Source organism: Nonomuraea africana (genome assembly GCF_014873535.1).
Classification (GTDB): domain Bacteria; phylum Actinomycetota; class Actinomycetes; order Streptosporangiales; family Streptosporangiaceae; genus Nonomuraea; species Nonomuraea africana.
Genome location: NZ_JADBEF010000001.1, coordinates 3,700,828 through 3,727,189 on the forward strand (window position 1 = coordinate 3,700,828; position 26,362 = coordinate 3,727,189).

At 71.2% G+C, this 26,362-nt stretch carries 29 protein-coding genes; 5 read left to right on the forward strand and 24 right to left on the reverse strand.

Features of this window, described 5'->3' with window-relative positions; translation table 11 throughout:
- The first annotated feature begins 91 nt into the window (after positions 1-91).
- Complete coding sequence (locus H4W81_RS17505) at positions 92-1,090, forward strand: EAL domain-containing protein (protein ID WP_318781785.1); 999 nt, start codon at positions 92-94, stop codon at positions 1,088-1,090.
- Here the strand turns inward: H4W81_RS17505 and H4W81_RS17510 are convergent.
- Both H4W81_RS17510 and H4W81_RS17515 read right to left on the reverse strand, forming a co-directional pair.
- The gene (locus tag H4W81_RS17510; protein WP_318781786.1) at positions 1,059-1,442 is read right to left on the reverse strand and encodes a nuclear transport factor 2 family protein; all 384 of its coding nucleotides are present in this window, start codon (positions 1,440-1,442) and stop codon (positions 1,059-1,061) included. The genes H4W81_RS17505 and H4W81_RS17510 overlap by 32 nt on opposite strands.
- Positions 1,432-2,013, reverse strand: a complete 582-nt coding sequence (locus H4W81_RS17515; protein ID WP_192775799.1) for a TetR/AcrR family transcriptional regulator — start codon at positions 2,011-2,013, stop codon at positions 1,432-1,434. Before H4W81_RS17515 ends, H4W81_RS17510 begins: the two co-directional genes overlap by 11 nt.
- A gap of 62 nt (positions 2,014-2,075) precedes the next feature.
- Here H4W81_RS17515 and H4W81_RS17520 point away from each other — a divergent pair, with 62 nt between their 5' ends.
- Complete coding sequence (locus H4W81_RS17520; protein WP_192775800.1) at positions 2,076-3,356, forward strand: aminotransferase class V-fold PLP-dependent enzyme; 1,281 nt, start codon at positions 2,076-2,078, stop codon at positions 3,354-3,356.
- 17 nt (positions 3,357-3,373) lie between these two features.
- On the opposite strand, the gene H4W81_RS17525 is transcribed toward H4W81_RS17520, so the two are convergent.
- The 15 genes from H4W81_RS17525 to H4W81_RS17595 form a co-directional block, all read right to left on the reverse strand.
- A complete protein-coding gene (locus H4W81_RS17525) occupies positions 3,374-4,057 on the reverse strand; it encodes a carbonic anhydrase (RefSeq protein WP_192775801.1) in 684 nt (227 codons plus the stop codon).
- Between the two features lie 34 nt (positions 4,058-4,091).
- Positions 4,092-4,937: an ATP phosphoribosyltransferase gene (gene hisG / locus H4W81_RS17530; protein WP_192775802.1), complete on the reverse strand. Its 846-nt coding sequence runs from the start codon at positions 4,935-4,937 to the stop codon at positions 4,092-4,094.
- Positions 4,938-4,950: 13 nt separating this feature from the next.
- Positions 4,951-5,214 carry a phosphoribosyl-ATP diphosphatase gene (locus H4W81_RS17535; RefSeq protein ID WP_192775803.1) on the reverse strand — a complete coding sequence of 88 codons (264 nt, stop codon included), beginning with the start codon at positions 5,212-5,214 and terminating at the stop codon, positions 4,951-4,953.
- Between the two features lie 48 nt (positions 5,215-5,262).
- Positions 5,263-6,369: a mannose-6-phosphate isomerase, class I gene (gene manA / locus H4W81_RS17540; RefSeq protein ID WP_192775804.1), complete on the reverse strand. Its 1,107-nt coding sequence runs from the start codon at positions 6,367-6,369 to the stop codon at positions 5,263-5,265.
- A gap of 166 nt (positions 6,370-6,535) precedes the next feature.
- A complete protein-coding gene (locus H4W81_RS17545; RefSeq protein ID WP_192775805.1) occupies positions 6,536-8,434 on the reverse strand; it encodes a DEAD/DEAH box helicase in 1,899 nt (632 codons plus the stop codon).
- A gap of 322 nt (positions 8,435-8,756) precedes the next feature.
- The gene (locus tag H4W81_RS17550) at positions 8,757-9,119 is read right to left on the reverse strand and encodes a metal-sulfur cluster assembly factor (RefSeq protein ID WP_192775806.1); all 363 of its coding nucleotides are present in this window, start codon (positions 9,117-9,119) and stop codon (positions 8,757-8,759) included.
- A 3-nt stretch (positions 9,120-9,122) separates the two neighbouring features.
- A complete protein-coding gene (sufU, locus tag H4W81_RS17555) occupies positions 9,123-9,557 on the reverse strand; it encodes a Fe-S cluster assembly sulfur transfer protein SufU (protein WP_192775807.1) in 435 nt (144 codons plus the stop codon).
- A 1-nt stretch (position 9,558) separates the two neighbouring features.
- Entirely contained in the window at positions 9,559-10,812 is a 1,254-nt protein-coding gene (locus H4W81_RS17560) for a cysteine desulfurase (protein WP_192775808.1), read from the reverse strand.
- Positions 10,813-10,902: 90 nt separating this feature from the next.
- On the reverse strand, positions 10,903-11,649 hold the full coding sequence (gene sufC / locus H4W81_RS17565; protein ID WP_192775809.1) for a Fe-S cluster assembly ATPase SufC: 747 nt from the start codon (positions 11,647-11,649) through the stop codon (positions 10,903-10,905).
- 2 nt (positions 11,650-11,651) lie between these two features.
- Complete coding sequence (locus H4W81_RS17570; protein ID WP_192775810.1) at positions 11,652-11,969, reverse strand: non-heme iron oxygenase ferredoxin subunit; 318 nt, start codon at positions 11,967-11,969, stop codon at positions 11,652-11,654.
- Positions 11,966-13,090 (reverse strand): Fe-S cluster assembly protein SufD, encoded by a 1,125-nt coding sequence (sufD, locus tag H4W81_RS17575; protein WP_192775811.1) that lies wholly within the window; start codon positions 13,088-13,090, stop codon positions 11,966-11,968. Before sufD ends, H4W81_RS17570 begins: the two co-directional genes overlap by 4 nt.
- A complete protein-coding gene (sufB, locus tag H4W81_RS17580; protein ID WP_192775812.1) occupies positions 13,090-14,502 on the reverse strand; it encodes a Fe-S cluster assembly protein SufB in 1,413 nt (470 codons plus the stop codon). Before sufB ends, sufD begins: the two co-directional genes overlap by 1 nt.
- Positions 14,499-15,191 carry a helix-turn-helix transcriptional regulator gene (locus H4W81_RS17585; protein WP_318781787.1) on the reverse strand — a complete coding sequence of 231 codons (693 nt, stop codon included), beginning with the start codon at positions 15,189-15,191 and terminating at the stop codon, positions 14,499-14,501. Before H4W81_RS17585 ends, sufB begins: the two co-directional genes overlap by 4 nt.
- Positions 15,192-15,262: 71 nt before the next feature.
- Positions 15,263-16,486, reverse strand: a complete 1,224-nt coding sequence (locus H4W81_RS17590; RefSeq protein ID WP_192775813.1) for a multidrug effflux MFS transporter — start codon at positions 16,484-16,486, stop codon at positions 15,263-15,265.
- A gap of 94 nt (positions 16,487-16,580) precedes the next feature.
- Positions 16,581-17,357 carry a VOC family protein gene (locus tag H4W81_RS17595; RefSeq protein ID WP_192775814.1) on the reverse strand — a complete coding sequence of 259 codons (777 nt, stop codon included), beginning with the start codon at positions 17,355-17,357 and terminating at the stop codon, positions 16,581-16,583.
- Between the two features lie 148 nt (positions 17,358-17,505).
- Between H4W81_RS17595 and H4W81_RS17600 the strand changes: the two genes are divergently transcribed.
- From H4W81_RS17600 to H4W81_RS17610, 3 genes are all read left to right on the forward strand, one after another.
- Positions 17,506-18,414, forward strand: a complete 909-nt coding sequence (locus tag H4W81_RS17600) for an ABC transporter ATP-binding protein (protein ID WP_192775815.1) — start codon at positions 17,506-17,508, stop codon at positions 18,412-18,414.
- Positions 18,411-19,178: an ABC transporter permease gene (locus H4W81_RS17605; protein ID WP_192775816.1), complete on the forward strand. Its 768-nt coding sequence runs from the start codon at positions 18,411-18,413 to the stop codon at positions 19,176-19,178. The genes H4W81_RS17600 and H4W81_RS17605 overlap by 4 nt, the downstream gene beginning before the upstream one ends.
- A 150-nt stretch (positions 19,179-19,328) precedes the next feature.
- The gene (locus H4W81_RS17610; protein ID WP_192775817.1) at positions 19,329-20,240 is read left to right on the forward strand and encodes an EamA family transporter; all 912 of its coding nucleotides are present in this window, start codon (positions 19,329-19,331) and stop codon (positions 20,238-20,240) included.
- A gap of 3 nt (positions 20,241-20,243) precedes the next feature.
- On the opposite strand, the gene H4W81_RS17615 is transcribed toward H4W81_RS17610, so the two are convergent.
- From H4W81_RS17615 to H4W81_RS17645, 7 genes are all read right to left on the reverse strand, one after another.
- A complete protein-coding gene (locus H4W81_RS17615; RefSeq protein WP_192775818.1) occupies positions 20,244-20,909 on the reverse strand; it encodes a GntR family transcriptional regulator in 666 nt (221 codons plus the stop codon).
- Positions 20,910-20,919: 10 nt separating this feature from the next.
- Positions 20,920-21,903, reverse strand: a complete 984-nt coding sequence (locus H4W81_RS17620) for an ornithine cyclodeaminase family protein (protein WP_192775819.1) — start codon at positions 21,901-21,903, stop codon at positions 20,920-20,922.
- A gap of 88 nt (positions 21,904-21,991) precedes the next feature.
- On the reverse strand, positions 21,992-22,954 hold the full coding sequence (locus tag H4W81_RS17625; RefSeq protein ID WP_192775820.1) for a proline racemase family protein: 963 nt from the start codon (positions 22,952-22,954) through the stop codon (positions 21,992-21,994).
- Positions 22,951-23,658: an ABC transporter ATP-binding protein gene (locus H4W81_RS17630; protein WP_192775821.1), complete on the reverse strand. Its 708-nt coding sequence runs from the start codon at positions 23,656-23,658 to the stop codon at positions 22,951-22,953. Before H4W81_RS17630 ends, H4W81_RS17625 begins: the two co-directional genes overlap by 4 nt.
- Positions 23,651-24,418, reverse strand: a complete 768-nt coding sequence (locus H4W81_RS17635; RefSeq protein ID WP_192775822.1) for an ABC transporter ATP-binding protein — start codon at positions 24,416-24,418, stop codon at positions 23,651-23,653. The genes H4W81_RS17630 and H4W81_RS17635 overlap by 8 nt, the downstream gene beginning before the upstream one ends.
- The gene (locus tag H4W81_RS17640) at positions 24,415-25,410 is read right to left on the reverse strand and encodes a branched-chain amino acid ABC transporter permease (RefSeq protein ID WP_318781788.1); all 996 of its coding nucleotides are present in this window, start codon (positions 25,408-25,410) and stop codon (positions 24,415-24,417) included. Before H4W81_RS17640 ends, H4W81_RS17635 begins: the two co-directional genes overlap by 4 nt.
- Entirely contained in the window at positions 25,407-26,300 is an 894-nt protein-coding gene (locus tag H4W81_RS17645; protein ID WP_192775824.1) for a branched-chain amino acid ABC transporter permease, read from the reverse strand. The genes H4W81_RS17640 and H4W81_RS17645 overlap by 4 nt, the downstream gene beginning before the upstream one ends.
- Positions 26,301-26,362: the final 62 nt, after the last annotated feature.

The window sequence follows — 26,362 nt, forward strand, 5'->3', positions numbered from 1 at the left end:
AGTGGTGGGACACGTCCACAATTTGGGAGTGTCTCTCCAGACTCCCCTGCTTCCCCCGCATGATCCGGAAGCTTCCGCCTCGGTCTCCCCAGTGGTCGATCTCGAGACCGGCGGTGTCATCGCGTTGCATGTGGCCCCTGACGCCTCCGAACTCGCCATCGGCACCCTCCCCCTGCTCCTCGACCTGCCCACCCACATGGTCATCGGCGGCTCGGGCGCCCTCGCCCCGCTGCACGAGGCCCTCAGGAGGTCGGGCAGACGGCCGAGGGAGGTGATACTCAAGGTCCACGGCCCATGCCCGGACGCCGACAGGAGGGCGCTGCTCATCGGCCTCGACGGCCTGCGGGCGATCGGCTACCTCGTCGCCTTCGGCGGCATGGGAGTCGGCAACCTGCCGATGGAGCTGGTCACCGAGGCCGCGCCGTACCTGATCGTGCTCGCCCCCGAGCTGGTGGCCAGGGTGCCCGGCGACCAGCGGCGGGCGGCGGTGGGCGAGGCGCTGGCGACGCTGGCGCGCGGCATCGGCGCGCACGTGCTGACCCCCGGCATCGCGGAGGAGGCGCAGCTGGCCGTGGTGCGGAGCTGGGGCGTACGGCTGGCGGAGGGCCCGCTGCTGCGCCCCGGCCCCGACGGCCGGGTACGGGTGCCGCTGCCCGTGCGCAAGCCCTCGCGGACGGACCTGATGCTCGGCCCGAGGGTGCAGGAGCTGCTGCTGCCCGCGGTGACGCTGCCCGAGGGGGCGACGTCCGAGGAGGTGGTGGCGGCGTTCGGCACCGAGCCGTCGATCACCAGCGTGATCCTGGTGGACGAGTACCAGCGCCCCGAGGGCAGCCTCGACCGCAGCCGCTTCCTGCTGTCCATCGCGGGACGCTACGGGCACGCCCTGCACGGCAAGAAGCCCGCGCTGCGCCTGGCCGACCCGCCGAGGACGGTGCCGAAGACGACGCCCGCCATCGCCGCCATGCAGGTCGCCGGGCAGGACAGCGCCCGCGTCTACGACGACCTGGTGGTGACGGACGAGGTGGGCAGGTGCCTCGGCGTCGTCAGGGTGAGCGATCTCATGCGGGCGGCCACCGGGCCGTATCGGTGATCTGGGTGAAGTCGGCGATCAGCCCGTCCCTCAACTTCAGGTCGTGGGCGAAGGCCGCCTCGAAGGGCTGGCCCGTGGCGCGCGAGACGCCGCGGTAGTGCCCGAACACGACGACCCTGTCCTCGCCCGCCCACACCTGTTCCGCGGGGACGGGGCGGGTGTCGTAGGCGCGGAAGATCACGCTCCAGCAGCCGGCCAGGGCGTCGCCCGGACCATGGTGCGCACCACCGACCCCCAGCGGCATGCCCTCGCTCACCCTCAGCACCAGGTCGGGGTGGAGGGTGGCGGCCAGCGCCGCGGCGTCGCCGGCCGCGAAGGCCGCGTAGAGCCGGTCCACAGTTTTAGAGATCACCCTCTAAAACTACCGCGAGCGCGGCGGTCTCCGCCAGCCGTACCGCCGAGTCCGGTACGGCCCGGCCCGCCAGCACGTGCCGCCGCACGGCCGCGACCGGCACGTCGACCAGCGCGAAGGTGAGCCTCTCGAGCGCCTCGCCGGGCAGTCTCGCGGCCAGCTCGCGCAGCGCGGCGGCGACGGCGGTGTTGAGCCCGTCGAGCTCCTCCCCCAGCTCGGCCGGCCAGCGCTCGCGCAGCTCCGCCACGTCGTGCGCGAGCAGCAGCCGCGCCTCGTCCGGATGCTCGGCCGACCAGCGGACCACGTGCGCCGCCGCCGCGCGCACCGCCTCGGCGAGACCGGGCGCTCCCGCCGCGACCAGGAAGCCCTCCTGGAAGCGCCGCACGGCCCTGATCCACAGGTGCGCGAGCAGCAGGTCGCGCGAGCCGTACCGGTGGTAGACGGAGCCGCTGGGCGCGCCGATGCGCGCGGCGACGGCGGTGACGGTGACGGCCTCGTGGCCGCCCTCGGCGGCGAGGGCCGCGGCGGCGTCGAGGATCTGGTCGGCGGCGAACTTGGCTGGTCGTCCCACATCGGCACGTTAGCGCGCCGAGGAGGGAGTCCCGCATCGGCACGTCAGCGTGCTAGAAGGGAATGGTGCTGAAGAGGCGGACCCTGCTGCTGGGCGGTGCCGGCGCGACACTCGCGGGCTGCACCACGACCACGCCCACGACGACTCCCACCTCGCCGCCGAAGGAGGGCTGGGCCGCCGTGCGCGCCCAGTTCGCCCTCGATCCGGCGATCGCCAACTTCGCGGCGTTCGTACTGGCCGCGCACCCCGCCCCCGTACGGCAGGCCATCCAGCGCCACCGTGACGCGCTCGACGCCGACACCGCCGGATACCTCGAGGCCGAGGACCGCGACGCCGCCACCAGGGCCGCCGCCGAACGCTTCATCGGCGCCAAGGAGGGCGAGGTGGCGCTCACCGACAGCACCACCATGGCCCTGAGCCTGCTCTACTCCGGCTTCCGGCTGCGTCCGGGCCAGGAGGTGCTCACCACCGAGCACGACTTCTACGCCACCCACGACAACCTCCGCATGCTCGCCGAGCGCACCGGCGCGCGGGTGCGCAGGGTGCGCCTCTACGACGACCCCGCCAAGGCCACCGCCGACCAGATCGTCAGCGCGATCAGGGCCGGCCTCACCCCGCGCACCAGGATCGTCGCCGTCACCTGGGTGCACTCCAGCACCGGGGTGCGGCTGCCGGTGCGCGCCATCGCCGACGCGCTCGCCGAGGCCAACCGCGGCCGCGACGAGCACGACAGGGCGCTGCTGTGCGTCGACGGCGTGCACGGCTTCGGCGCGCTGGCCGACTCCGTCACCGAGCTGGGCTGCGACTTCCTGGCCACCGGCACCCACAAGTGGCTGTTCGGCCCGCGCGGCACCGGCATCCTGTACGGCAGGCACTGGGAGAGCGTCGCCCCCATCGTGCCGAGCTTCAGCAACCAGGGCTTCCGCGCCTGGTTCGGCCGCACCGCCCCCACCGGCCCCGGCGGGATCATCAACACCCCCGGCGGCTACAAGGCCTTCGAGCACCGCTGGGCGATGGCCGAGGCGTTCGCCTTCCAGACCTCGATCGGCAAGGAGCGGATCGAGGCGCGGACCCTGGAGCTGGCCACCCGCCTCAAGGAGGGCCTGGCCGCCAACCCCCGGGTCCGGCTGATCACCCCGATGAGCGCCGAGCTCTCGGCCGGGCTGGTCTGCTGCGAGATCGACGGCGTCACGCCGTTCCAGGCGGTCGAGCGCCTGCGCGCCCAGCGCATCCTCACCAGCACCACGCCCTACCTGCAGGTGTACCTCCGCTTCGGCACCTCGATCCTGACCGGCACCGACCAGGTCGACCGGGCCGTCAAGGCGGTCGCCGCCCTCCGCTAGCGCCGCCGTGACGGGTGTCAGACGAGTCTGCTGACCCGGCCCGAGTCGAGGTCGTAGCGGGCGCCGAGCACGTGCGGGAGCAGCGGGCGCAGCTTCGTGACCGTCGCGTGGATGTGGGCCGCGATCATCCGCTCGACGTCAGGGGTGTAGGCCCCGCGCAGCGCCTCGACGATGCGCTGGAGGTCGCCGGGGAGGGTGACGCGGTCGCGGATGGCGTGGGCCGCGGCCGTGACCGCGCCGCAGCGCTGGTGGCCCAGCACCACGACCAGGGGGACGCCCAGCTCCTGCGGGCCGTACTCGACCGCGCCGAGCACCAGGGGGTCGAGGGTGTGCGCCGCCGTACGGACGACCAGCAGGTCGCCGACGCCCACGTCGAAGACGACCTCGGGCGGCACCCTGGAGTCGATGCAGGACAGCACGACCGCGTAGGGGTGCTGGCTCGTCGCGACGTACCGCCTGCGCGAGAGGTCCTGGTGGGGATGGCGGGCCCGGCCCGCCATCCAGCGCCGGTTGCCGGCCGACAGCGCGGCCCAGGCCCGCTCGGCGCTCACGGGCTCGCGCAGCTCCCGGAGCTCGGGTACGGCGGGCACGGAGCGGCCGAAGGCGACCCCGCCCACGAATCCCGCTCCCGCCAGGGTGGCGCCCGCGACCAGGGCGCCACCGAACAGGACACTGCGCCGGGCGATCAGTTCATCACGCACGGTCACGATGGTGGCGGCCGCCACCGCCTGGCGGCTATAGCCTGCAGGCGTAGATGTCCGTGACCAGGATGGCGCGCGCGCCGATCTCCCAGAGCTGGTCCATCACCTGCTGGTGCCCCCTGCGCGGCACCATCGTGCGGACGGCGACCCAGCCCTCGCGGTGCAGCGGCGAGATGGTGGGCCCCTCCATACCGGGCGTGAGCTTGCTGGCCTGCTCGATCTGCTCGGCGCGGATGTCGTAGTCCATGAGCACGTAGTCGCGGGCGTGGATGACGCCCTGCAGGCGGCGCACGAGCTGCTGGGTGGCGGGCGTGTCGGCGGCGCCGTGCCGCCTGATCAGCACGGCCTCGGAGCGCATGATCGGCTCGCCGAAGACCTCGAGGCCGACGTTGCGCAGCGTGGTGCCGGTCTCGACCACGTCGGCGACGGCGTCGGCGACGCCGAGGTGGATGGCGGTCTCGACCGCGCCGTCGAGCTTGATGACGCGGGCGTCGACGCCGCTGTCGGACAGGTACTTCTCCAGCAGCCCGGCGTAGGAGGTGGCGATGCGCAGGCCGTCGAGGTCCTGTACGGAGGTCATGGCGCCGGCCTTGGCGGCCAGGCGGAAGGTGGAGCCGCCGAAGCCGAGGGGCAGCATCTCCTCCACCGGCGCGCCGGAGTCGAAGAGCATGTCGCGGCCGGTGATGCCGGCGTCGAGCGTGCCCTCGCCGACGTAGACGGCGATGTCACGCGGGCGCAGGAAGAACAGCTCGCAGGCGTTGTCGGGGTCGGCGACGACCAGCTCCTTGCTGTCCTTCCTGGTGCGGTATCCGGCTTCCTTGAGCATGGTGGCGGCGGCCTCGTTGAGGGCGCCCTTGTTGGGTACGGCCAGCCGTAGCATCGTGGCGAACCTTTCAGAGGTACTTGTAAACCTGGTCGAGCCCGATGCCACGGGCGATCATGAGGCACTGCACGTGGTAGAGCAGCTGGGAGATCTCCTCGGCGGCGCGGTCGTCGGACTCGTGCTCGGCGGCCATCCAGCTCTCGGCGGCCTCCTCGACGACCTTCTTGCCGATGGCATGGACGCCGGCGTCGAGCGCGGCCACGGTGCCAGAGCCCGCGGGCCTGGTGCGCGCCTTGTCGGACAGCTCGGCGAACAGCTCATCGAAGGTCTTCATGATCTCTCTCGGTGCTCGGTGGAAGTGCTCTGTCCAGAGTATCCGCCCTCAGGCCCCAGAACCTGGAACGTCCGCCACCCGAGACGGCTGCGCCCAGAAGATCGTGCCTGGACCACGCACCTCGACGCCGTCGGCCGAGCCCCTGGAGAAGGCCGATTCGCCCGCGCGCAGGAGCCTGCCGTCGACGGTGACCTCGCCCTCGGTGCAGACGAGGACACGGGGCAGGCCGCCCTCCAGCCGCGTGTCGGGGGCCTCGAGGCGGCCGAGCGCGAACTCGGGGACCGGCACGCGGTAGAGGCCGTCCACGGCCTCGACCCGCAGCGGCTGGGTGGACGGGTCGGTGACGCGCAGCAGCTCGTCCACGTCGATCGGCTTGCTGGTCAGCCCGGCGCGCAGCACGTTGTCGGAGCCGCCCATGATCTCCACGCCGAACCCGCTCAGGTAGCAGTGGAGCACGCCCGCGCCGAGGAACAGCGCCTCCCCCGGCCGCAGGTCGTGCCGGTTCATCAGCAGCGGGGCCAGGACCGCGGGGTCGTCGGGATACTGCTCGGCCAGCCGCGTCACGAGGTCGTGGCCGAGCCTGCCCGCCGCCGCCGCGACGGCCTCGACCAGTGCCTTGCGCTCGGGCCACTCCAGCAGCAGCCGCAGCGCGCCCGCCGTGTCGGCCGCGAGCAGCCGCGCGACTACCGGCTCCAGCTCGGGCACCTCCAGCTCGGCCAGCAGCCGCGCGGCCGCGCCCGGCTCGCGGAAGCCGGCAAGGCCGCTGAACGGGGTCAGCGCGCAGATCAGCTCGGGCTTGGGGTAGGCGTCGACGTAGGCGCCCCGCGCGTGGCCCGCCTCGGCCTGCTCGGCCGAGGGGTGCACCTGCAGCGACAGCACTCTGTCGACCGCGATCAGCTTCAGCAGGTACGGCAGCCGCGCCCCGAACCTGGTGACCGTCTCGGCGCCCAGCTCGCCCTCGGGGTCGTCGGCGATCGCCGCGTCGAGCGTGCGGCCGCCGCGTTCGACGAGCACGGAGGGCCCCGAGGGATGCGCGCCGAGCCACATCTCCGCCTCCGGCTCGGGAGAGGGGCTCGGACGCCCGGTCAGCGTCGCGAGGGCGGTGTGCGAACCCCAGTCGTAGTGCTTGACGGGGTTGGAAAGCAGCTCTGTCACAACGTCTCCGAATGCGCGGGGGCGACCGAGGTCGAGACTATCGCGTCCCTTCTCGAGGGAGCCGGCCCGCTCGCCCGAACCCGGCGACGCTCCCGTGGCCGGAAACGGCGCTGCCCGCCGTACCTCCCGGAGAAGGTACGGCGGGCAGCGCTGTCAAGCGGTCGGGTCAGCGGCCGAAGCGACGACCCGAGTTGCCGCGGTCGGAGCGGAAGCCGCCGTTGCCGCGCTCCTCGGAGCGGAAGCCGCCGGCGCGCGGAGCCCGGTCGTCACGGCTGGCCGAGAACGGACGGGCCGGCCTGTCGTCGGAGCGGTAACCGCCCGTGCGAGCGCCGCCGCCGCTGGAGAACGGCCGCGCGGGCCTGTCCTCGGCGCGGTAGCCGCCGCGCTCGTCGGAGCGGAAGCCGCCGGTACGCGGCGCGCGGTCGTCGCGGTAGCCACCGCCCGAGCGGGGAGCCCGGTCGTCACGGTAGCCGCCGGTGCGGGGGGCCTCGCCGGTGCGGGGAGCGCGGGCGTCGGAGCGGTAGCCGCCCTGGCGACGGTCACCGTCGAAGGCCCGGTGCGGACGGCGCTCGCCACCGAAGTCGCCGGAGTTCGCGCGCGGGGCGCGGTCGCCGCCGGCCGGACGGTCGCCACCGAAGCCGCCGGAGCCCGCACGGGGACCGCGGTCGCCGTCGAAGTCGCGGCGCGGACGCCGGTCGTCGCCGCCGCCGAAGCCGCCCTCGGAGCCGCGGCGCGGGCCACGGTCGCCGCCGAAGTCGCGACGACGGCCGCCGCCGCGACGCTCGCCGCCGTGGCCGCCGCCCTCACGGCGGGCACGCAGCGGCTTGCGCACGTCGGGCTCCCACACGGGGATGGACTCGCCACTGGGCGTGCGGGCCCCGGTGACCTCGGCGATGCGCTCGCTGCCGGGCGCGGCCTTCAGCCGGAACGGGTGGATGCCCGCGCGGCGGGTGAGCGCGTCGGTCGAGCGGCGCTCGTTCGGCAGGACGAGGGTCACCACGGTGCCCTTCTCGCCCGCCCTGGCGGTACGGCCGCCGCGGTGCAGGTAGCTCTTGTGGTCCTGCGGCGGGTCGACGTGCAGCACGAGGCTGATGTTGTCGACGTGGATGCCGCGGGCCGCGACGTCGGTGCAGACCAGGACGTTGACCTGGCCCTCCTTGAACTCGGCCAGGATGCGGGTGCGCTGGTTCTGGCGCTTGCCGCCGTGCAGGCCGCCCGCCTTGACGCCGACGCGGGCCAGCTGCTTGCACAGCCGGTCGACACCGTGCTGGGTCTTGACGAAGATGATCGTCCTGCCCTCACGGTTGGCGATCTCGGCGGTGACGTCGAACTTGTCGTCGCGCGTCACCTGGATCACGTGGTGCTCCATGGTGTCGACCGGGGAGGTCGCGGGCGCGATCGAGTGCGTGATCGGGTCCTTGAGGAAGCGCCGCACCAGCTTGTCGACGTCGCCGTCGAGCGTGGCCGAGAACAGCAGCCGCTGGCCATCGGCGGGGGTCTGCGCGAGCAGCTCCGACACGACGGGGAAGAAACCGAGGTCGCACATGTGGTCGGCCTCGTCGAGGACGCTGACCTCGATGGAGTCGAGCGAGCACTCGCCCTGGCGCATCAGGTCGCCCAGGCGGCCGGGGGTGGCGATGATGACATCGACGCCGCGGCGCAGCGCCTCGACCTGCTTGCCCATGGACATGCCGCCGACGACGACCTTCATGCGCAGGCCCAGGCCGCGGCCGAGGGGCTCGAGCGCGTCGTGCACCTGCAGCGCGAGCTCGCGGGTGGGGACGAGGATCATCGCGCGGGGCCGGCCGGCCTGCGGCCGCACTCCGGCGATGCGCGCCATGGTGGGCAGACCGAAGGCCAGCGTCTTGCCGGAGCCGGTCTGTCCGCGGCCGAGCACGTCGTGCCCGGCGAGCACGTCGGGGATCGTCGCGGACTGGATGGGGAACGGGCTGTCGATGCCCTGGCGGGACAGTCCGGTCACGAGCGGCTTGGGCAGGCCAAGCAGCTCGAACTCCGAGACGCCCTTCTCCTCGACGGAGATTTCGGGCATGGCAGCGTCAAGCATGGTCACGAAGGTCGTGCCTTTCAGTCGAAGTGGCGCGTCACTTCTGCGAAAAGGACGAGCCGGGGCCGTACGGCGGTGCCGTACTGGAATGCGATGGGCGGACGTATCGGACGCCTGCCGGGGTGGGGACCGGGCCACTTCTGGACCCGTCAACGCGCACCCAAGACCGGCCGCAGGCGGCATTACGCACAATGGTGCGTCAGGTGCACATGTTGCCAACGCACGGGAATGTCGTGCTTATTCCCGGCGGGGCTTCGGACCTTCCGAAGCCCTGGCATGCTGAAACGGCTGGCGCTGGAAACACCAGCCGTGCAGCAAAAGATCAGACATTGAATCCTAGCATACGCAACTGGTCACGTCCGTCGTCGGTGATCTTGTCAGGACCCCACGGCGGCAGCCACACCCAGTTGATCTTCACGTCGGACACCATGCCGTCGAGGGCGGAGTGCGCCTGGTCCTCGATGACGTCGGTCAGCGGGCAGGCCGCGCTGGTCAGCGTCATGTCGATGGTGGCCACCGGCTGGCCGCCCTCGCCGGGGTCGAGGTTGAGGCCGTAGATGAGGCCCAGGTCGACGACGTTGATCCCGAGCTCGGGGTCGACGACGTCCTTGAGCGCCTCCATGACCTCCTCGACGGTCGTGTCACCGTCGTACGCCGTGGTCGGGGTTTCCACCGGCTTGCTCATCTCTTAGGCACTCCTCACAACAGCGTCCTTGTAGGCCATCCAGGACAACAGCGCGCACTTGACGCGCGCCGGGAACTTGGCCACGCCCGCGAACGCGACCGCGTCGCCGAGCACGTCCTCGTCGGCCTCCACCTGGCCCCTGCCCTGCATGAGCCGGGTGAACTCGTCCACCACCGACAGCGATTCCTCGACCGTCGAGCCGGTGGCCAGCTCGTGCAGCACCGAGGCCGCGGCCTGGCTGATGGAGCAGCCCTGCCCGTCGTAGGAGACGTCCTCGATCTTGCCGCCGTCGCCGACCTTGACCCTGAGCGTGATCTCGTCGCCGCACGTCGGGTTCACGTGGTGGACCTCGGCGTCGTACGGCTCACGCAGCCCCCGCCCCTGCGGGTGCTTGTAGTGCTCCAGGATCAGCTCCTGGTACATCGACTCGGCGATCATGTCAGGCGAACACCTTCTGCACGTGGTGAAGACCCTTCACCAGGGCGTCGATCTCGCCCGTGGTGTTGTACAGGTAGAACGACGCCCGCGTCGTCGCGGGTATTCCGAACCTCAGGTGGAGCGGCCGCGCGCAGTGGTGCCCGACCCGTACGGCGACGCCGAACTGGTCGTCGAGGATCTGCCCCACGTCGTGCGGGTGGATGCCCTCCATCGTGAAGGAGACCGTGCCGCCCCTGTCGTCCAGGCCCGTGGGCCCGACGACGCGCAGGGTGGGCACCTCGAGCAGCGCCTCCAGCGCGTAGGCCGTCAGCCCGCGCTCGTGCGCCTCGACGGCCGCCATGCCGGCCTCGCTGAGGTAGTCGACCGCCGCGCCGAGCCCGATGGCCTCGACGATCGGCGGCGTGCCCGCCTCGAACTTGTGCGGGACCGGCGCGTAGGTCGAGCGGTCCATCCAGACCGCCTCGATCATCTCGCCGCCGCCCAGGAACGGGGGCATGGCCTCCAGCAATTCGCCGCGCCCCCAGAGCACGCCGATGCCGGAGGGCCCGAGCATCTTGTGCCCGGTGAAGGCGACGAAGTCGGCGCCGAGCCCTGCCAGGTCGACGGGGTGGTGCGGGACCGACTGCGAGGCGTCGAGCATCACCAGGGCGCCGACCTCACGGGCGCGGCGCACGATCTCGGCGACCGGGTTGACGGTGCCGAGCACGTTCGACTGGTGCGCGACCGAAATGATCTTCGTCCGCTCGGTGATGACGCCGTCGGCCAGGTCGAGCCTGCCCTCGTCGGTCACGCCGAACCACTTGAGCGTCGCCCCCGTGCGCTGCACGAGCATCTGCCAGGGGACGATGTTGGAGTGGTGCTCCATCTCGGAGATGACGATCTCGTCACCGGGGCCGAGCGTGAAGCGCGGGTCCTCGTTGATGCGGTTACCGAAGGAGTAGGCGACCAGGTTGAGCGCTTCGGAGGCGTTCTTGGTGAAGATGATCTCGTCGCGGCTGGGCGCGCCCACGAACGCGGCGACCTTGTCGCGCGCGCCCTCGTAGGCCTCGGTCGACTCGGTGCCGAGCGCGTGGTGAGCCCGCCCCACATTGCTGTAGTGCATCGCGAAGTGGTCGCGCATGGTCTCGATGACCTGCGTGGGCTTCTGCGACGAGTTGCCCGAGTCGAGGTAGACCAGCGGGCGGCCGCCGGGCAGCTCGCGGGCGAGGACAGGAAAGTCCTTCCTGACCCTCTCCACGTCGAACACAGCGTTCATCAGTCGCTCACCACTCCTCATTCGCTTCGCGGACCCGATCGTTCCTCACGGGTCCACTCCGCTCACTGCGTCGGGCTCGCTCCCGGGTCATCAGGCCGTCGCCTTCGTGTACTGCTCGTAACCCTCGGCTTCGAGCTTCTCGGCCAGCTCGGGACCGCCCTCCTCGACGATCCGGCCGCCGGCGAAGACGTGCACGAAGTCGGGCTTCACGTAGCGCAGGATGCGGGTGTAGTGCGTGATCAGGAGCACGCCCGTCTCGCCCGAGGCGCGGAAGCGGTTGATGCCCTCGGAGACCACGCGAAGGGCGTCGACGTCGAGGCCGGAGTCGGTCTCGTCGAGGACGGCGATCTTCGGCTTGAGCAGTTCGAGCTGCAGGATCTCGTGGCGCTTCTTCTCACCGCCGGAGAAGCCCTCGTTGACGTTGCGGGTGGCGAAGGCCGGGTCGATGGCCAGGCCGTCCATGCCGGTCTTCAGGTCCTTGCTGAACTGGCGCAGCTTGGGCGCCTCGCCGCGCACCGCGGTGACGGCCGAGCGCAGGAAGTTGGAGACGCTGACGCCGGGGACCTCGACCGGGTACTGCATGGCGAGGAACAGGCCCGCCCGGGCGCGCTCGTCGACCGTCAGCTCCAGCAGGTCGACGCCGTCGAGCAGGACCTGGCCGCCGGTGATCGTGTACTTGGGGTGGCCCGCGATCGCGTAGGCGAGCGTCGACTTGCCCGAACCGTTGGGGCCCATGATGGCGTGGGTCTCGCCGGCCTTCACGGTCAGGTTGACGCCCTTCAGGATCTCCTTGTCGGCGACGGAGACCTGCAGGTCACGAATCTCAAGGGTGGACACTGTTATGACTCCTTCGAGAGCGAGACGAGGACGTCGTCGCCGTCGATCTTCACTCGGTAAACGTTCACGGGCTTGGTGGCGGGCGGACCCGTCGGCTTGCCTGACCGCACGTCGAAACACGAACCGTGCAGCCAGCACTCGAGGGTCCCGTCGTAGACCTCGCCCTCGCTCAGCTTCACCTCGGCGTGGGAACAGACGTCGTGCAGGGCGAAGACCTCCTCGCCCTTGCGGACCAGCGCCACGGGGGTCTCCCCCACCTCGACGCCGATGACGCCCGCGTCGGGGATGTCACTGACCTTGCAGACCTTCTCGTAGCTCACTTCTCGAGCTCCGCCTCGATCTTGGCGAGCACCCGCTCACGCAGCTCGGGAACGGAGATCTTCTCCACCAGCTGACCCAGGAAGCCCCTGATGACCAGGCGGCGCGCCTCGTCCACCGGGATGCCGCGGGCCTGGAGGTAGAACAGGTGCTCGTCGTCGAGCCGGCCCGACGTCGAGGCGTGACCCGCTCCCGCGACCTCACCGGTGAGGATCTCGAGGTTGGGCACCGAGTCGGCGCGGGCGCCGTCGGTGAGGAGCAGATTGCGGTTGCGCTCGTAGGTGTCGGTGCCCTCGGCCTCGACCCTGATGATCACGTCGCCGATCCAGACCGCGTGGGCGTCCTCGCCCTGCAGGGCGCCGCGGTAGTCGACGTGGCTCTTGCAGTTGGGCGTGGAGTGGTCGACCAGGAGGCGGTGCTCCAGGTGCTGGCCCGCGTCGACGAAGTAGACGCCCGCCAGGTCGGCGTCGCCGCCCTGCGCGGTGTAGGAGACGCTGGGCGACAGCCGGACGAGGTCGCCGCCCAGGGTCACCACGAAGCTGCGGAAGGTCGCGTCCTTGGCCAGCTGGGCGTGGTGCTGGGAGACGTGCACGGCGTCGTCGGCCCAGTCCTGCAGGCTGATGACCTTCAGCGTGGCGCCGTCGCCCACGACGAACTCGACGTTGTCGGCGTAGACCGCGCTGCCCTGGTGGTCGAGGACGACCACGGCCTCGGCCATCGGCTCGACCTTGACCACGATGTGGCCGTAGGCGGCGCCGGCGGTGCCGCCGCCGCGCAGCTCGATCTGGATCGGCTCGGCCGGCACGGCCTCCTTGGGCACGGTCACGACCAGCGCCTTCTCGAAGGCGTTGTAGGCCTGTGCGCTGACCCTGTCGGTGGGCGCGAACGCCTGGCCGACCCTGGCGTCGTCGCGGCCGACCCACTCGGCGGTGACGCCCGCCGGGGTGTAGGCCTGGGTGACGACCTGGCCGGTCACCTCGGCGGTGCCGTCGTGCAGGCCCTTCAGCCGCGAGAGCGGCGTGAAGCGCCACTTCTCCTCGCGCCCGGTCGGCACGGCGAAGTCGTCGACGTTGTAGGACGACTTCTCGTGCAGGGTCGACAGGGGCTTCTCGTTCAGGCCCATCAGCCGACGGCTCCTTCCATCTGCAGCTCGATCAGGCGGTTCAGCTCGAGGGCGTACTCCATCGGCAGCTCGCGCGCGATCGGCTCGACGAAGCCGCGCACGATCATCGCCATCGCCTCGTCCTCCTCGAGCCCGCGGCTCATGAGGTAGAACAGCTGATCCTCGCTGACCTTGGAGACCGTGGCCTCGTGCCCCATCGAGACGTCGTCCTCGCGGACGTCGACGTAGGGGTAGGTGTCGGAGCGGCTGATCTGGTCGACGAGCAGCGCGTCGCACTTGACCGTGGAGGCGGAGCCGTGGGCGCCCTCCTCGATCTGGACCAGGCCGCGGTAGGAGGTGCGACCGCCGCCGCGCGCCACCGACTTGGAGATCACGCTGGAGGAGGTGTTGGGCGCCAGGTGGACCATCTTGGACCCGGCGTCCTGGTGCTGGCCCTCGCCGGCGAAGGCGACGCTCAGCGTCTCGCCCTTGGCGTGCTCGCCCATCAGGTAGACGGCCGGGTACTTCATGGTGACCTTGGAGCCGATGTTGCCGTCGATCCACTCCATGGTCGCGCCCTCGTAGGCGACGGCGCGCTTGGTGACCAGGTTGTAGACGTTGTTCGACCAGTTCTGGATGGTCGTGTAACGGCAGCGGGCGTTCTTCTTCACGATGATCTCGACGACCGCGGAGTGCAGCGAGTCGCTGGAGTAGATCGGCGCGGTGCAGCCCTCGACGTAGTGGACGTAGGAGTTCTCGTCCACGATGATCAGGGTCCGCTCGAACTGGCCCATGTTCTCGGTGTTGATCCGGAAGTAGGCCTGCAGCGGGATCTCGACCTCGACGTTCGGCGGCACGTAGATGAACGAGCCACCCGACCAGGTCGCGGTGTTGAGCGCGGCGAACTTGTTGTCGCCGACCGGGATGACCGAGCCGAAGTACTCCTTGAAGAGCTCCTCGTGCTCCTTCAGGCCCGTGTCTGTGTCGACGAAGATGACGCCCTTCTCCTCGAGGTCCTCACGGATCTTGTGATAGACGACCTCGGACTCGTACTGGGCGGCGACACCGGCGATGAGGCGCTGCTTCTCCGCCTCGGGGATGCCGAGCTTGTCGTAGGTGTTCTTGATGTCCTCGGGCAGCTCGTCCCAGGAGGCGGCCTGCTTCTCCGTGGAGCGGACGAAGTACTTGATGTTGTCGAAGTCGATGCCCGTGAGGTCGGAGCCCCACGTGGGCAGCGGCTTCTTGCCGAACAGCCGGAGGCCCTTCAGGCGAAGGTCGAGCATCCACTCCGGCTCGTTCTTGAGCGCGGAGATGTTGCGGACGACCTCCTCGGACAGGCCGCGCTTGGCCACGGCGCCCGCGGCGTCCGAGTCGGCCCAGCCGAACTTGTAATTCCCGAGGCCTTCCAGCTCCGGGCGGTCGGTGACAGTCACCTTCCGGTCTCCTTGCTCTCTTTTATCCGTACGGGGCTCACATGGGTGGTGCAGACCCCGTCGCCATGTGCGATGGTGGCCAGGCGCTGCACCGGGGTGCCGAGCAGTTGCGCGAACGCCTCCGTCTCGGCCTCACACAGCTGCGGGAACTCCGCCGCCGCGTGCGCCACCGGGCAGTGGTGCTGGCAGAGCTGGTCGCCGCCGGACTGGGCCTTGCTGGCCGAGGCGGCGTAACCGTCCGCCGACAGCGCCTGGGCCAGCACCTGAACGCGCTGGTCTTCCGGCACTGTCCGCATGACCGGCTCGAGCCGCTGCAGCAGGCCCTCGACCTGCGAGCGGGCGAACTCGGTCACCGCTTCCTCGCCCATGCGCTCGGCCAGGAAGCGCAGCGCGCTGCCGGCGAGATCGTCATAGGCGTGCTCGAAAGCACTGCGCCCCGCGTCGGTGATGGCGAACAGCTTGGCCGGCCGCCCTCTCCCGCGCTGCCCGCGCGGGAGCACGGTGCGAGGCTCGATCATCCCGTCGGCCAGCAGCGCGTCGAGATGACGGCGGACGGCGGCGGGCGTCAGCCCGAGCCGCTCACCGAGCGCGGCGGCCGTGACGGGACCGTGCTCCAGGATAAGCCGCGCGACGCGCGCACGAGTGCTGCGCTCGCTTCCCGGCTCGATCGAGGAGGTCACGTTTTTCACAACATCAGTGTGCCGTAATTCCTTCCCGCTTCACAAACGAATGGGAATGCAATTTCTCACGCAGGTAAGCCTTACCTAACTGCGAAAACGCGTCCCCGACCGAGCAGAATGAAGATCAGGAGTGAGCCGACGATGAGCGCCAGCATGACCACGGCCATGGGCACCGCGCTGCCGGAGCCGGCCAGGCCCACCAGAGGGGCGGCCACCGCGCCGAAGGCGAACTGCAGCACGCCGAGGAGGGCGGAGGCGCTGCCCGCGATCTGCTGGGGCTGGCCCGCGAGCGCCAGCGCGCCGGTGCCCGGCAGCACCAGGCCCGCGCCGCACATTATGACGAACAGCGCGGCCACCACGCCGGCCAGGCCGAGGCCCATGGTCGCGGCCAGCACCAGCAGCGCGCCGCCCGCCAGGCTGACGAACAGGCCGATCAACACCAGGCGGGCGGGCGGCACCCGGCCCGCGAGCCTGCCGCCGACCTGCGCCATGATCGTCAGGCCGAAGGCGTTGAGCCCGAAGACGAGCGAGAACTGCTGCGGCGAGGCGCCGTACACCTCCTGCAGCACGAACGGCGAGCCGGAGATGTAGGCGAACATGCCGGCGAAGGCCAGCCCCGCGGCCAGCGAGCAGGCCATGAAGGACCGGTCGCCGAGCAGCCGCCAGAACGTGGCCGCGGTGTGCCTCAGCCCACCGCCCTCCCTGTCCTCGGCGGGCAGCGTCTCCTTGACACCCGGCAGTACGGCCAGCAGCAGCACCAGGCCCGCCAGGCTGAGCGCCACGAAGATGCCGCGCCAGGAGGTGAAGGAGAGCAGCTGGGCGCCCGCGATCGGGGCGAGGATCGGGGCCAGCCCGCTGACCAGCATGAGGGTGGCGAAGATGCGGGCGATGGCGGCGCCGTCGTAGAGGTCGCGCACCACGGCGCGGACGATCACCAGCGCGGCCCCGCCCATGACGCCCTGCGCCAGGCGCAGCACGATCAGCGCGGTCACCGAGGGGGCGAAGGCGCACAGCAAGGAGGCCAGCGTGTAGCCGGCGACGCCGACGATCAGCGGGATGCGGCGCCCGTGGACGTCGCTCAGCGGCCCCGCCAGCACCTGGCCGATGCTGACGCCGACGAGACAGGCCGTCAGCGTGAGCTGCACCTGCGCGGGCGCGGAGAGCATCTCCGTGGTGATGGCGGGCAGCGCGGGAAGGTACATGTCGATCGAGAGCGGGCCGATGGCCGACAGCGCCCCCAGGATCAGCAGCAGCAGTCCGCGGCGGTTCCCCCTGACAGCAGGTGCGGCTTCTGCCACGGACATGCCTGAACCCCTCCCCCTCGTAGGCCGTGACCCACGAGGGCCGAGGGATCAAACCACCATCTGGTCCGCCGAATTCCCGAATTTCGGGTGATTCTCACGCGGTTTCGGTGAGCTGGATCACGGAGAGCGCGGCGCCCTGCGGATCGATGAGCATGCCGAACCTGCCGGGCGGTGAGTCCATGGAGTCGATGAGAATCGTCGCGCCCAGCGACTGCGCCTTGGAGATCGTGGCGTCGAGGTCGGCGACCGCGAAGTAGGTCGCCCAGTGCGAGGGCGTGCCCTCGGGGTAGTTGGGCGACATCTCGATCATCCCGGCGATGCTCTTGTCGTCCACCAGCCACTCGGTGTAGGTCATGCCCTCCATCGCGGTCCGCTTGGGGGTCCAGCCGAAGACGGTGGTGTAGAAGCTGGTGGCCGCCTCAGGGTCGCGGGTGACCAGCTCGTTCCAGCAGAACGCGCCCGGCTCGTTGACCAGTTCCGCGCCCTTGTGGTTGCCCGCCTCCCAGACGGAGAAGAAGGAGCCGTCGCCGCCCTGGAAGACGGCCATCGTGCCCTCGTCGAAGACCCGCATGGGCTCCATGACCACGGTCCCGCCCGCGTTCTTCACGCGGTCGGCGGTGACGGCGGCGTCCTCGGTGGCGACGTAGACGTTCCAGACGGGAGGCATCCCCTCCGCCATGATCGGGCCGACGCCCGCGACCCTCTTGCCGTTGTGTACGAACTGCCCGTAGCCACCGGCGGCGGGATCGTCGACCATCTCGGCGCTCCAGCCGAAGATCTCGCCGTAGAAGGCGACCGACGCCTGGACGTCGGGGCTCGACAGGTCGACCCAGCACGGGACGCCCGCCTCGTAACTACTACGAACCGACATATCACTACCTCCTGTCGCCTCACAGACAACCACGTGAGGAAGGTCACATCAGCTCACTTGGCTGCCTCTTTAGCGATTTCTCGGCAACGAATGTGCTCGTGGCCGCCTGCCGCGCTGACCGCGCCATGGTGTCCCTAAACTCGTGGCCATGAGCTCCCCTGCCGTCGAGGTCATCGAACTGGTCAAACGCTACGGCGGCACCACCGCCGTCGACGGGCTGACCCTTGCCGCCGAGCGCGGCGCGGTCACCGCGATCCTCGGGCCCAACGGCGCGGGCAAGACCTCGACCCTCGAGATCTGCGAGGGCTTCCGCAGAGCGGACGGCGGCACGGTGCGGGTGCTCGGCGCCGATCCGGGAGACTCCTCGCTGCGGGCCAGGGTGGGCGTGATGCCGCAGGCCGGCGGGGTGCCTCCGGCGATGCGGTGCGCGGAGTGGCTGCGACTGATGTCGCGTTTCCACGCCGCTCCCCTCGACCCCGCGGCCCTGCTGGCGCGGCTCGGGCTGGCCGAGCACGCCCGCACGCCGTACCGGCGGATGTCGGGCGGTCAGCAGCAGCGGCTCTCGCTGGCGGGGGCCGTGATCGGCCGGCCCGAGCTGGTCTTCCTCGACGAGCCGACCGCGGGCCTCGACCCGCAGGCCAGGCGGGCCTGCTGGGAGCTGGTCACCGACCTGCGCGCGGCGGGGGTGGCGGTGGTGCTGACCACCCACTACATGGACGAGGCCGAGCGCCTCGCCGACCACGTCGTCATCATCGACAGGGGCAGGGTCGTGGCGGAGGGCAGCCCGGCCACGCTGACCGGCGCCGAGCGGCAGCTGCGCTTCCGCGCCAGGCCGGGGCTGACGCTGGAGGAGCTGCTCAGCGCGCTGCCCGCGGGTTCGGCCGCCAAGGAGTCGCCCGCCGGCCACTACATCATCGAGGGTCACGTGGGGCCCGAGCTGCTGGCCACCGTGACCGCCTGGTGCGCCTCGGAGGGGGTCACCGCCGACGACCTGTCCATCGAGCGCCGCACGCTGGAGGACATCTTCCTCGAACTGACCGGCAGGGAGCTGCGATGACCACCCTCGATCTGACCCCCGCCCCGGGGGCCGCGCCGTTCCCGCGCATGGTTCTGGCGCAGGCGGGAGCCGAGGCGCGGGCGATCCTGCGCAACGGCGAGCAGCTGCTGCTCACCCTGATCATCCCGGTGCTGCTGCTGGTCGGGTTCTCGCTGGCGCCCCTGGTCGACGTCGGCGAGGGGCCACGGGTCGACTTCCTGACGCCGGGCGTGCTGGCGCTGGCGATCATGTCGACGGCCTTCACCGGACAGGCGATCGCGACCGGCTTCGAGCGGCGCTACGGCGTGCTGAAGCGGCTCGGCGCCACCCCGCTGTCCAGGACCGGGCTGCTGCTGGCCAAGACGCTCGCGGTCGTCGGGGTCGAGCTGCTGCAGGCCGCGGTGATCGTGGCGGTGGCTCTGGCGCTGGGCTGGCAGCCGCGCGGTTCCGTCGGCGCGGCCGTCCTGCTCGTGCTGCTCGGCACCGCCGCCTTCAGCGGGCTCGGGCTGCTGATGGCGGGCGTGCTGCGCGCCGAGGCGACGCTGGCCGCGGCCAACCTGGTCTACCTGGTGCTGCTGGGCTGCGGCGGGGTGATCTTTCCGCTCTCGGTCTTCCCCGACAGCGTGGAGCCCGCGCTGGCGCTGCTGCCGATCTCGGCGCTGACCGGCGGGCTGCGGGCGGTGCTGGCCGCGGGCGCGGCGCTGCCGCTGGGCGCGGCGGCGGTGCTCGTGGCGTGGGCGGCGCTCACGCTGGCCCTCGCGTCGCGCACCTTCCGCTGGGAGTAGCCCCACCCACCGCGCCATCTCGCAAACCACCGGGGCCACCCCGGAAAGCGCTGGGGCCGCCTCGGGAAAGCGCCAGGGTCGCCTCGGAAAAGGGTCGGTGGCGCGGAGTAAGCTCGACACCTTCTGTACCTGATCCTCCCGAGGAGTCCCGTGACCGCCTTCGCCCTCGACGGGCCAGCAGATCGTCTCAAGGCAGCCCTGCCCCGCTCGGGCAGCCTGCTGCGCAGCGCCGCCGACTCGGTCCCTCCGTCGGGTCTCGTGCTGCTGGCGATCTTCTCGGTGCAGCTGGGAGCGGGGTTCGCCAAGGAGCTGTTCACGGCGCTGCCACCGTCGGCCGTCGTGTTCATGCGCATCGTGGCGGGCGCGCTGATCCTGGGCGCGGTGTCGCGGCCCAAGCTGAGGGGCCTGTCGTGGCGCGACTGGGCCGTCGGGCTCGGCTTCGGCGTCATTCTCGCGCTGATGAACCTGTCCTTCTACGAGTCCCTGGCCAGGCTGCCGATCGGCATCGCGGTCGCGATCGAGTTCCTCGGGCCGCTCGGGGTGGCGGTCGCGGCCTCGCGCCGCAAGCTCGACCTGCTGTGGGTGGGCCTGGCGGGCGCGGGCATCGCGCTGATCGCGCCGTGGAGCGATTCGGCCACGGTGAGCTGGCTGGGCATCGGATTCGCGCTGGTGGCGGGGGCCTGCTGGGCCGGTTACATCCTGCTGTCGGCCGCCGCCGGGCAGCGCTTCCCCGGCACGACGGGGCTGTCGTTCGCGATGATGGTGTCGGTCGTGGTGATCGCGCCCGTGGGCATCACCACCGGCGGCGCCGACCTGCTGCAGCCGTCGGTGATCCTGATCGGGCTCGGCGTGGGGCTGCTGTCGTCGGTCATCCCCTACTCGCTCGAACTGCAGGCGCTGCGACGGATGCCCAAGCACGTCTTCGGCATCCTGATGAGCCTGGAGCCGGCGGTGGCGGCGATGATCGGGCTGGTGCTGCTGGGCGAGTTCCTCCAGGTCCAGCAGTGGGCGGCCATCATCTGCATCGTCGCGGCCAGCCTGGGCGCGACGCGCTCCCGCTAGCCGCTACTCGGCCCAGATGTCGCGGACGTGGTGGATGTGCTCGCCCATGATGCGCTCGGCCGCGCTCCTGTCGCCCGCCTGGAGCGCGTCGAGCAGGTCCAGGTGCTCGCGTGCCGAGTCGGTCAGCGTGCCGCGCTCCGACAGCTGCGACAGGCCGTAGAGGCGCGCCCTGTTGCGCAGGTCGCGCACCACCTCCACCAGGTGGGCGTTGCCCGACAGCGACAGCAGCTCGACGTGGAAGCGCAGGTCGGCGTCCACGTACGCGAGCAGGTCGGCCCGTTCGGCGGCGTCGACGATCTCCTGGGCGACGGGCCGCAGGCGCTCGAACTCCTCGGCCCGTGAGGCGTCGGCGAGCCTGGCGATGGTCGGCACCTCGATCAGCTGGCGGATCTCGGTCAGCTCGTCGAGGTCGCGGTCGGACAGCTCGGTGACCCTGAACCCCTTGTTGCGCACCGCCTCGACCAGGCCCTCCTTGGCCAGGTCGAGCATGGCCTCGCGGACCGGGGTGGCCGAGACGCCGAACTGGGCGGCCAGGACCGGCGCCGAGTAGACCACGCCGGGCCGCATCTCGCCCGTGATGAGCGCGGCGCGCAGCGCGTGTGCGACCTGCTCGCGCAGGCTCTGCCGCTCGCCCACGACCGGAAGGTCGAGCCGATCGTCCGCAGCCATCCCGGCTTCCCTACTTTCGTCTGTCTACGGTGCCGGGCCCGCTCACGGGGCCCGCCTGTCGGGTCCACGCCTCGTAGGCGGCCGCCGCCACCACGAGGTCCTCCCACGCCATGCCGACGCTCTTGAAGACCCGCGGTCCCCTGCCGAGGGTGACGCGGCCGGCGACCAGGTCGGCCAGGTTGCCGGCGAGATGACCACTCGTGATCGTACCGCCGCGCAAGGGGATGACCACATCTCCTGCCTCGGACAATGCCGCCCCGCGGGCCTCCACGACGACGGTGGCGCGGGCGACGAGATCATCATCGATCTCCCTGGCGTCGGGCTCGTGCGATCCGACGGCGACGACGGTGGCGCTGTCGCGGGTGAGCTTACCGGGGAAGAGGGGGGTTCTGGAGGTCGTACAGCAGGCGATCAGCTCCGCTTCCCCGACCGCCGCCGCGATCAGCGCGGGCTCGGGGAACAGCGCCTCGGCGGACAGGCCCAGTTCGCGGCAGCGTCCCGCGAAGGCGGCGGTCCTGCCGGGATCGCGGCCGGCCACGGTGACGTGCTCCAGCGGGCGCACCTCGCGCAGGGCCAGCACGTGCCCCCACGCCTGCGGCCCCGTGCCGAACACCAGCAGCCGTGCGGCATCGGGCGGCGCGAGATGCTTGACGGCCAGGGCGGAGAGCGCGGGGGTGCGCAGCGCGGTGAGCGCCAGCCCGTCCATGGCGGCGAGCGGGGCCAGGGTATCGCCGTCGAACAGCAGGTAGACGCCCTGGATCCGGGGCAGCCCGCGGGCCGGGTTGCCGGGGGCGACGCTGACCACCTTGACCCCCGCGTACCGTCCGGCCGCGGCGGGCATGATCAGGAACTCCCCCTGCCCTGCGGGCGCGGCCGTGCGCGCGGGCACCCGCTCGGGGTCGAAGCCCGAGGCGAGCGTCTCCTCCAGGACGGCGACGGCACGCGCGAGCGGCACCAGCCCTTCCAGGCCCTCGACGTACGGCAGGCCGCTCATGACGCCATCCGCGCCGTGGTCGAGAGGTGGGGGCCGATCGGGACCGGAGGCGCGGATCCGGCCCCGACCGACATGCGTGCGAGGCGGCTCATCGCAGCGTGAACCCCGTCCCGATCGGATCGCGTGGGTCGAGTTCGAAGCTGTGGCGCCCCGTACGGTAGGCCATGCCCTCGATCTCGGGAATCACGCCTTCCGGCGTGGTTTCGGCGACCCAGGCGCGAAACGACGAGCCCACGATGCTGTCGTGGGTGAGGGTGAAGCCCGCAGGCAGCTCCTCGGCCAGCAGCGCCAGCCGCGCCGCCGTCCCCGAGCCGCACGGCGACCTGTCCACCTCGCCGTCGGCGAAGACGGTCACGTTGCGCTGGTGCGCGGGGCCGAGCGCGTCGTAGAAGATCACTCCGTAGATCCCCGACAGCCGCTCGTCCGACGGGTGCCTGGCCACCGGATGGCCGGCGAGGCCGGCCTTGATCCGCCGCCCGTGCTCGATCAGCGCGGTCAGGTGCTCGGGCCGCACGGACAGGCCGAGGGCAGCGGCCGGCAGGGAGGCGTAGATGGCCCCGCCGTACGACACGTCGACCTCGGTCCCGCCGGCGGGCACGGAGCGGGCGATCACGTAGGAGGGAACGTTCCTGAACGTGACCGAGACGATCTCGCCGCCCTTCATGAGCACCTTGGCCGTCACCCTGCCGGAGGGCACGTCGATCACCACGTCCGTGACGCCGTCGGGGTCGGCCTCGACCAGCCCTTCGCGTACGGCGTGCACGCCGAGCGCGATCGTGCCGTGCCCGCAGGCGGTGGAGTAGCCGTCCTTGTGCCAGAACAGCACGCCCAGGTGCGCTCCGGGGTCGTCGGGCGGGACGAGGAAGCAGCCGTACATGTCGGCGTGCCCGCGCGGCTCGTGGCACAGCAGCCGCCGCACGCGGTCGATCTCCTCGCTGCCCGCGGCCGTGCTCCTGCGCTCCAGGACCGAGGCGCCCTCGATGCCGGGCGCCCCGCCGACCACGACCCTGAACGGCTCTCCGCCGGTGTGGTAGTCGATAGTCTGGATCATGCCCCTCCCAGATAGGCCTCGACCACGCGAGGATCGGAGCGCAGCTCGTCGCCCGATCCCGACAGGGTGCCGACACCGTTCTCCAGCACGTACCCCCGGTGGGCGATCTTCAGCGCGGCCGAGGCGTTCTGCTCGACCAGCAGCACCGCGGTGCCCGAGGCGTTGATGTCCGCGATGAGCTCCATGACCTGGGCGACGACGAGCGGCGCCAGGCCCATGGAGGGCTCGTCGAGCAGCAGCAGGCGGGGGCCGGTGACCATCGCGCGGCCGATGGCGAGCATCTGCTGCTCGCCGCCGGACAGCGTGCCACCCTGCTGGGCTCGGCGCTCGGCCAGGCGGGGCAGCAGGCCGTACACGTGGTCGATGCGGCGCCTGATCTCCGCCTGGTCGCGCACGAGGTAGCCGCCGAGCAGCAGGTTGTCGTGCACGGTCAGGGTGCTGAAGATCCTGCGTCCCTCCGGGGCGTGCACGAGACCGCGCCCGGTGATCTTGTGCGCGGCGCTGCCGGTGATGTCCTCGCCCTCGAAGACGACCGTGCCGCCGCTGGGCCGGACCAGGCCGGAGACCGCCGACAGCGTGGTCGTCTTGCCCGCGCCGTTGTTGCCGAGCAGGGCGACGATCTCGCCCTTGCCGACGGTCAGCGACAGGCCGCGCAGCGCGTGCACGCCGTCGTAGTGGACGTCGAGGCCGCTGATCTCAAGCATGGGCGTCGCTCCCCAGGTAGGCCTCGATGACGGCGGGGTCGCGGCGCACCTCTTCCGGGCGGCCTTCGGCGATCTCCTTGCCGAAGTTGAGCACCACGATGCGTTCGGAGACCTGCATCACCAGCCCCATGTCGTGTTCGATCAGCACGATCGCGATACCAAGGTCGCGGATCCGCCTGATCAGGTCGAGCATCTCCGCCTTCTCCGCGTGGTTCAGCCCAGCCGCGGGCTCGTCCAGCAGCAGCAGGCGGGGGTTGCGGGCCAGGGCGCGGGCGATCTCGACCCGCCGCTGCTCGCCGTACGGCAGGTTGCGGGCGGCGGAGTAGCGGTCGCCGCGCAGGCCCACGAAGTCGAGCCAGTGGTGGGCCTGGTCCGTGCACTCGCGCTCGGACCTGCGGTAGCGCGGGGTGTGCAGCAGCGCGTCGAAGACGCTCTGCTTCAGCCACAGGTGGCTGCCGGCGCGGACGTTGTCGAGCACCGACAGCTCGCCGAACAGCCGCAGGTTCTGGAAGGTACGGCTGACGCCGAGCCCCGCGACGGCGGAGGGGCGCAGCCCGGTCAGGGAGCGCCCGTCGAAGGTCATCGTCCCGGCGGTGGGCCGGTAGAAGCCGGTCACGCAGTTGAAGGCGGAGGTCTTGCCCGCGCCGTTGGGGCCGATGACCGAGACGATCTCGGCCTCGTTCACCGAGAAGCTGAGCCCGTCGATGGCCAGCAGGCCGCCGAAAGCCAGGCGCAGCTCCGTCACCTCGAGGAGCGTCACTTGAGGGCCTCCTTCGAGCGGGCGGGCCACAGGCCCTGCGGCCGCAGCAGCATCACGACGATGAGCAGCACGCCGAAGACGAAGTACCGGTAGTCGGCCGCCTCGCGCAGCAGCTCGGGCAGCAGGCTGATGACGATCGCGCCGAGCACGACGCCGGGCACCGAGCCCATGCCGCCCAGCACGACGGCCATGAGCACGGTCGCGGAGTACAGGAAGGTGAAGCTGTTGGGCGAGATCGCCGACAGCTGGCCCGCGAACAGCACGCCCGCCAGACCGCCCCAGACCGCGCCCGCGATGTAGGCGGCCAGCTTGACCTTGTAGGTGTGCACGCCGGTCGCCTCGGCGGCGTCCTCGTCCTCGCGCACGAACCGCATCGCCCGGCCGAGCCGCGACCGGCCCAGGCGGGAGGCGCCGAGGACGGCGATCGCGACGACCCCCACGGTGACGTAGTAGAAGCCCGCCTTGCTGTCGATCAGGCTCGGGATGCCGTAGATGCCGGAGGGGCCGCCCGTGACGGGCAGGTTGTTGGCGGTGATACGGATGATCTCGCCGAAGCCGAGCGTGACGATCGCCAGGTAGTCGCTGCGCAGCCGCAGCGTCGGCGCGCCGATGACGATGCCGGCGATGACCGTGACCACGATGACGGCGGGCACGGTGGCGACCAGCGGCAGGTCGAGGCGCGTGGCGAGGACGCCGCTGGTGTAGGCGCCGACCGCGAAGAAGGCCGCGTAGCCGAGGTCGAGCAGGCCGGTGTAGCCCACCACGATGTTCAGGCCCGAGGCCAGCATCACGAAGATCGCGGCGGTGGTCATGATGGACAGCGCGTAGTCGCTCGCGTTGACGAACGGCGCGAGCAGCGCGATCAGCAGACCCGCCAGGCCGGCCCAGCGGTTGTCGAACAGCTTGGACAGCCGGGTCCTGGGGGCCTTGGCGCCGAGCTTGCGAGGAGCTTCGGGGGCGTCAGGAGCTTCGGGAGCTTTGGTCTCGTTCACACCCGCTCCGTCACGCGTTCGCCCAGCAAGCCGGTCGGCCGCACGGTCAGGAACAGGATCAGCACCCCGAAGGCGAACACGTCGCGCCATTCGCCGCCGAGCCAGTAGGTGCCGAAGGACTCCAGGAGCCCCAGCACCAGACCGCCGAGCATGGTGCCCGGGATGTTGCCGATGCCGCCGATGACCGCCGCGGTGAACGCCTTCAGCCCGATGAGGAAGCCCATCAGGAAGTCGATCTTCCCGTAGTAGGCGCCCGCCATCACCCCGGCCGCGCCCGCGAGCGCCGAGCCGAGGAAGAAGGTCCTGGAGATCACCGCGTTGACGTCGATGCCCATGAGCGCGCTGGTGCGCGGGTCGAGCGCGATCGCCCGCATGGCCCTGCCCTCGCGGGACCTGGTGACCAGGAGGTGGAGCCCGACCATGAGCACGACGGCCACGCCGATGAGGACGAGCTGCTGCAGGGTGAGCCTGGCGCCGAGCACCTCGATGGAGGTGCCGCTGAGCCGTACGGGGTAGACCCGCGGGTCGGGGCCGGCGCCGGCGCGCATGCCGTACTCGAGGGCGAAGGAGGCCCCGACCGCCGTGATGAGCAGCGACAGGCGGGGCGCGCCGCGCAGCGGGCGGTAGGCCACCCGCTCGAGCACCACGCCCGCGAGGCCGGTGCTGACCATGGTCAGCAGCAGCACGCCCAGCAGCACGGGCAGCGTCATCGCCGCGGGCACCCCGCCCAGCGCGGACAGCACGGCGAAGCCGGTGAACGCGCCGAGCATGTACAGGTCGCCGTGGGCGAAGTTGAGCAGCTTGATGATGCCGTAGACCATGCTGTAGCCGAGTGCCACGAGGGCGTAGAACGACCCCACGAACAGGCCGTTCCAGACGAGCTGTGTCATGAGGCCTCCTTCGTCGGCCTCATGACACGAAGCGTGCTGTGTTTCCTGGTTCCCTCGCTACG

Excerpts from the sequence above, each read along its gene's own strand:
- H4W81_RS17615 (WP_192775818.1), bottom strand. The coding sequence starts at position 20,909 with ATGGCTGCGGACGATCGGCTCGACCTTCCGGTCGTGGGCGAGCGGCAG.
- H4W81_RS17520 (WP_192775800.1), top strand. The coding sequence starts at position 2,076 with ATGGTGCTGAAGAGGCGGACCCTGCTGCTGGGCGGTGCCGGCGCGACA.
- hisG (WP_192775802.1), bottom strand. The coding sequence starts at position 4,937 with ATGCTACGGCTGGCCGTACCCAACAAGGGCGCCCTCAACGAGGCCGCC.
- H4W81_RS17645 (WP_192775824.1), bottom strand. The coding sequence starts at position 26,300 with ATGACACAGCTCGTCTGGAACGGCCTGTTCGTGGGGTCGTTCTACGCC.
- H4W81_RS17600 (WP_192775815.1), top strand. The coding sequence starts at position 17,506 with ATGAGCTCCCCTGCCGTCGAGGTCATCGAACTGGTCAAACGCTACGGC.
- H4W81_RS17550 (WP_192775806.1), bottom strand. The coding sequence starts at position 9,119 with ATGAGCAAGCCGGTGGAAACCCCGACCACGGCGTACGACGGTGACACG.
- H4W81_RS17535 (WP_192775803.1), bottom strand. The coding sequence starts at position 5,214 with ATGAAGACCTTCGATGAGCTGTTCGCCGAGCTGTCCGACAAGGCGCGC.
- H4W81_RS17595 (WP_192775814.1), bottom strand. The coding sequence starts at position 17,357 with ATGTCGGTTCGTAGTAGTTACGAGGCGGGCGTCCCGTGCTGGGTCGAC.
- H4W81_RS17605 (WP_192775816.1), top strand. The coding sequence starts at position 18,411 with ATGACCACCCTCGATCTGACCCCCGCCCCGGGGGCCGCGCCGTTCCCG.
- H4W81_RS17620 (WP_192775819.1), bottom strand. The coding sequence starts at position 21,903 with ATGAGCGGCCTGCCGTACGTCGAGGGCCTGGAAGGGCTGGTGCCGCTC.
- sufD (WP_192775811.1), bottom strand. The coding sequence starts at position 13,090 with ATGGGCCTGAACGAGAAGCCCCTGTCGACCCTGCACGAGAAGTCGTCC.
- H4W81_RS17560 (WP_192775808.1), bottom strand. The coding sequence starts at position 10,812 with ATGAACGCTGTGTTCGACGTGGAGAGGGTCAGGAAGGACTTTCCTGTC.
- H4W81_RS17590 (WP_192775813.1), bottom strand. The coding sequence starts at position 16,486 with ATGTCCGTGGCAGAAGCCGCACCTGCTGTCAGGGGGAACCGCCGCGGA.
- H4W81_RS17630 (WP_192775821.1), bottom strand. The coding sequence starts at position 23,658 with ATGCTTGAGATCAGCGGCCTCGACGTCCACTACGACGGCGTGCACGCG.
- H4W81_RS17625 (WP_192775820.1), bottom strand. The coding sequence starts at position 22,954 with ATGATCCAGACTATCGACTACCACACCGGCGGAGAGCCGTTCAGGGTC.
- H4W81_RS17545 (WP_192775805.1), bottom strand. The coding sequence starts at position 8,434 with ATGCTTGACGCTGCCATGCCCGAAATCTCCGTCGAGGAGAAGGGCGTC.
- sufU (WP_192775807.1), bottom strand. The coding sequence starts at position 9,557 with ATGATCGCCGAGTCGATGTACCAGGAGCTGATCCTGGAGCACTACAAG.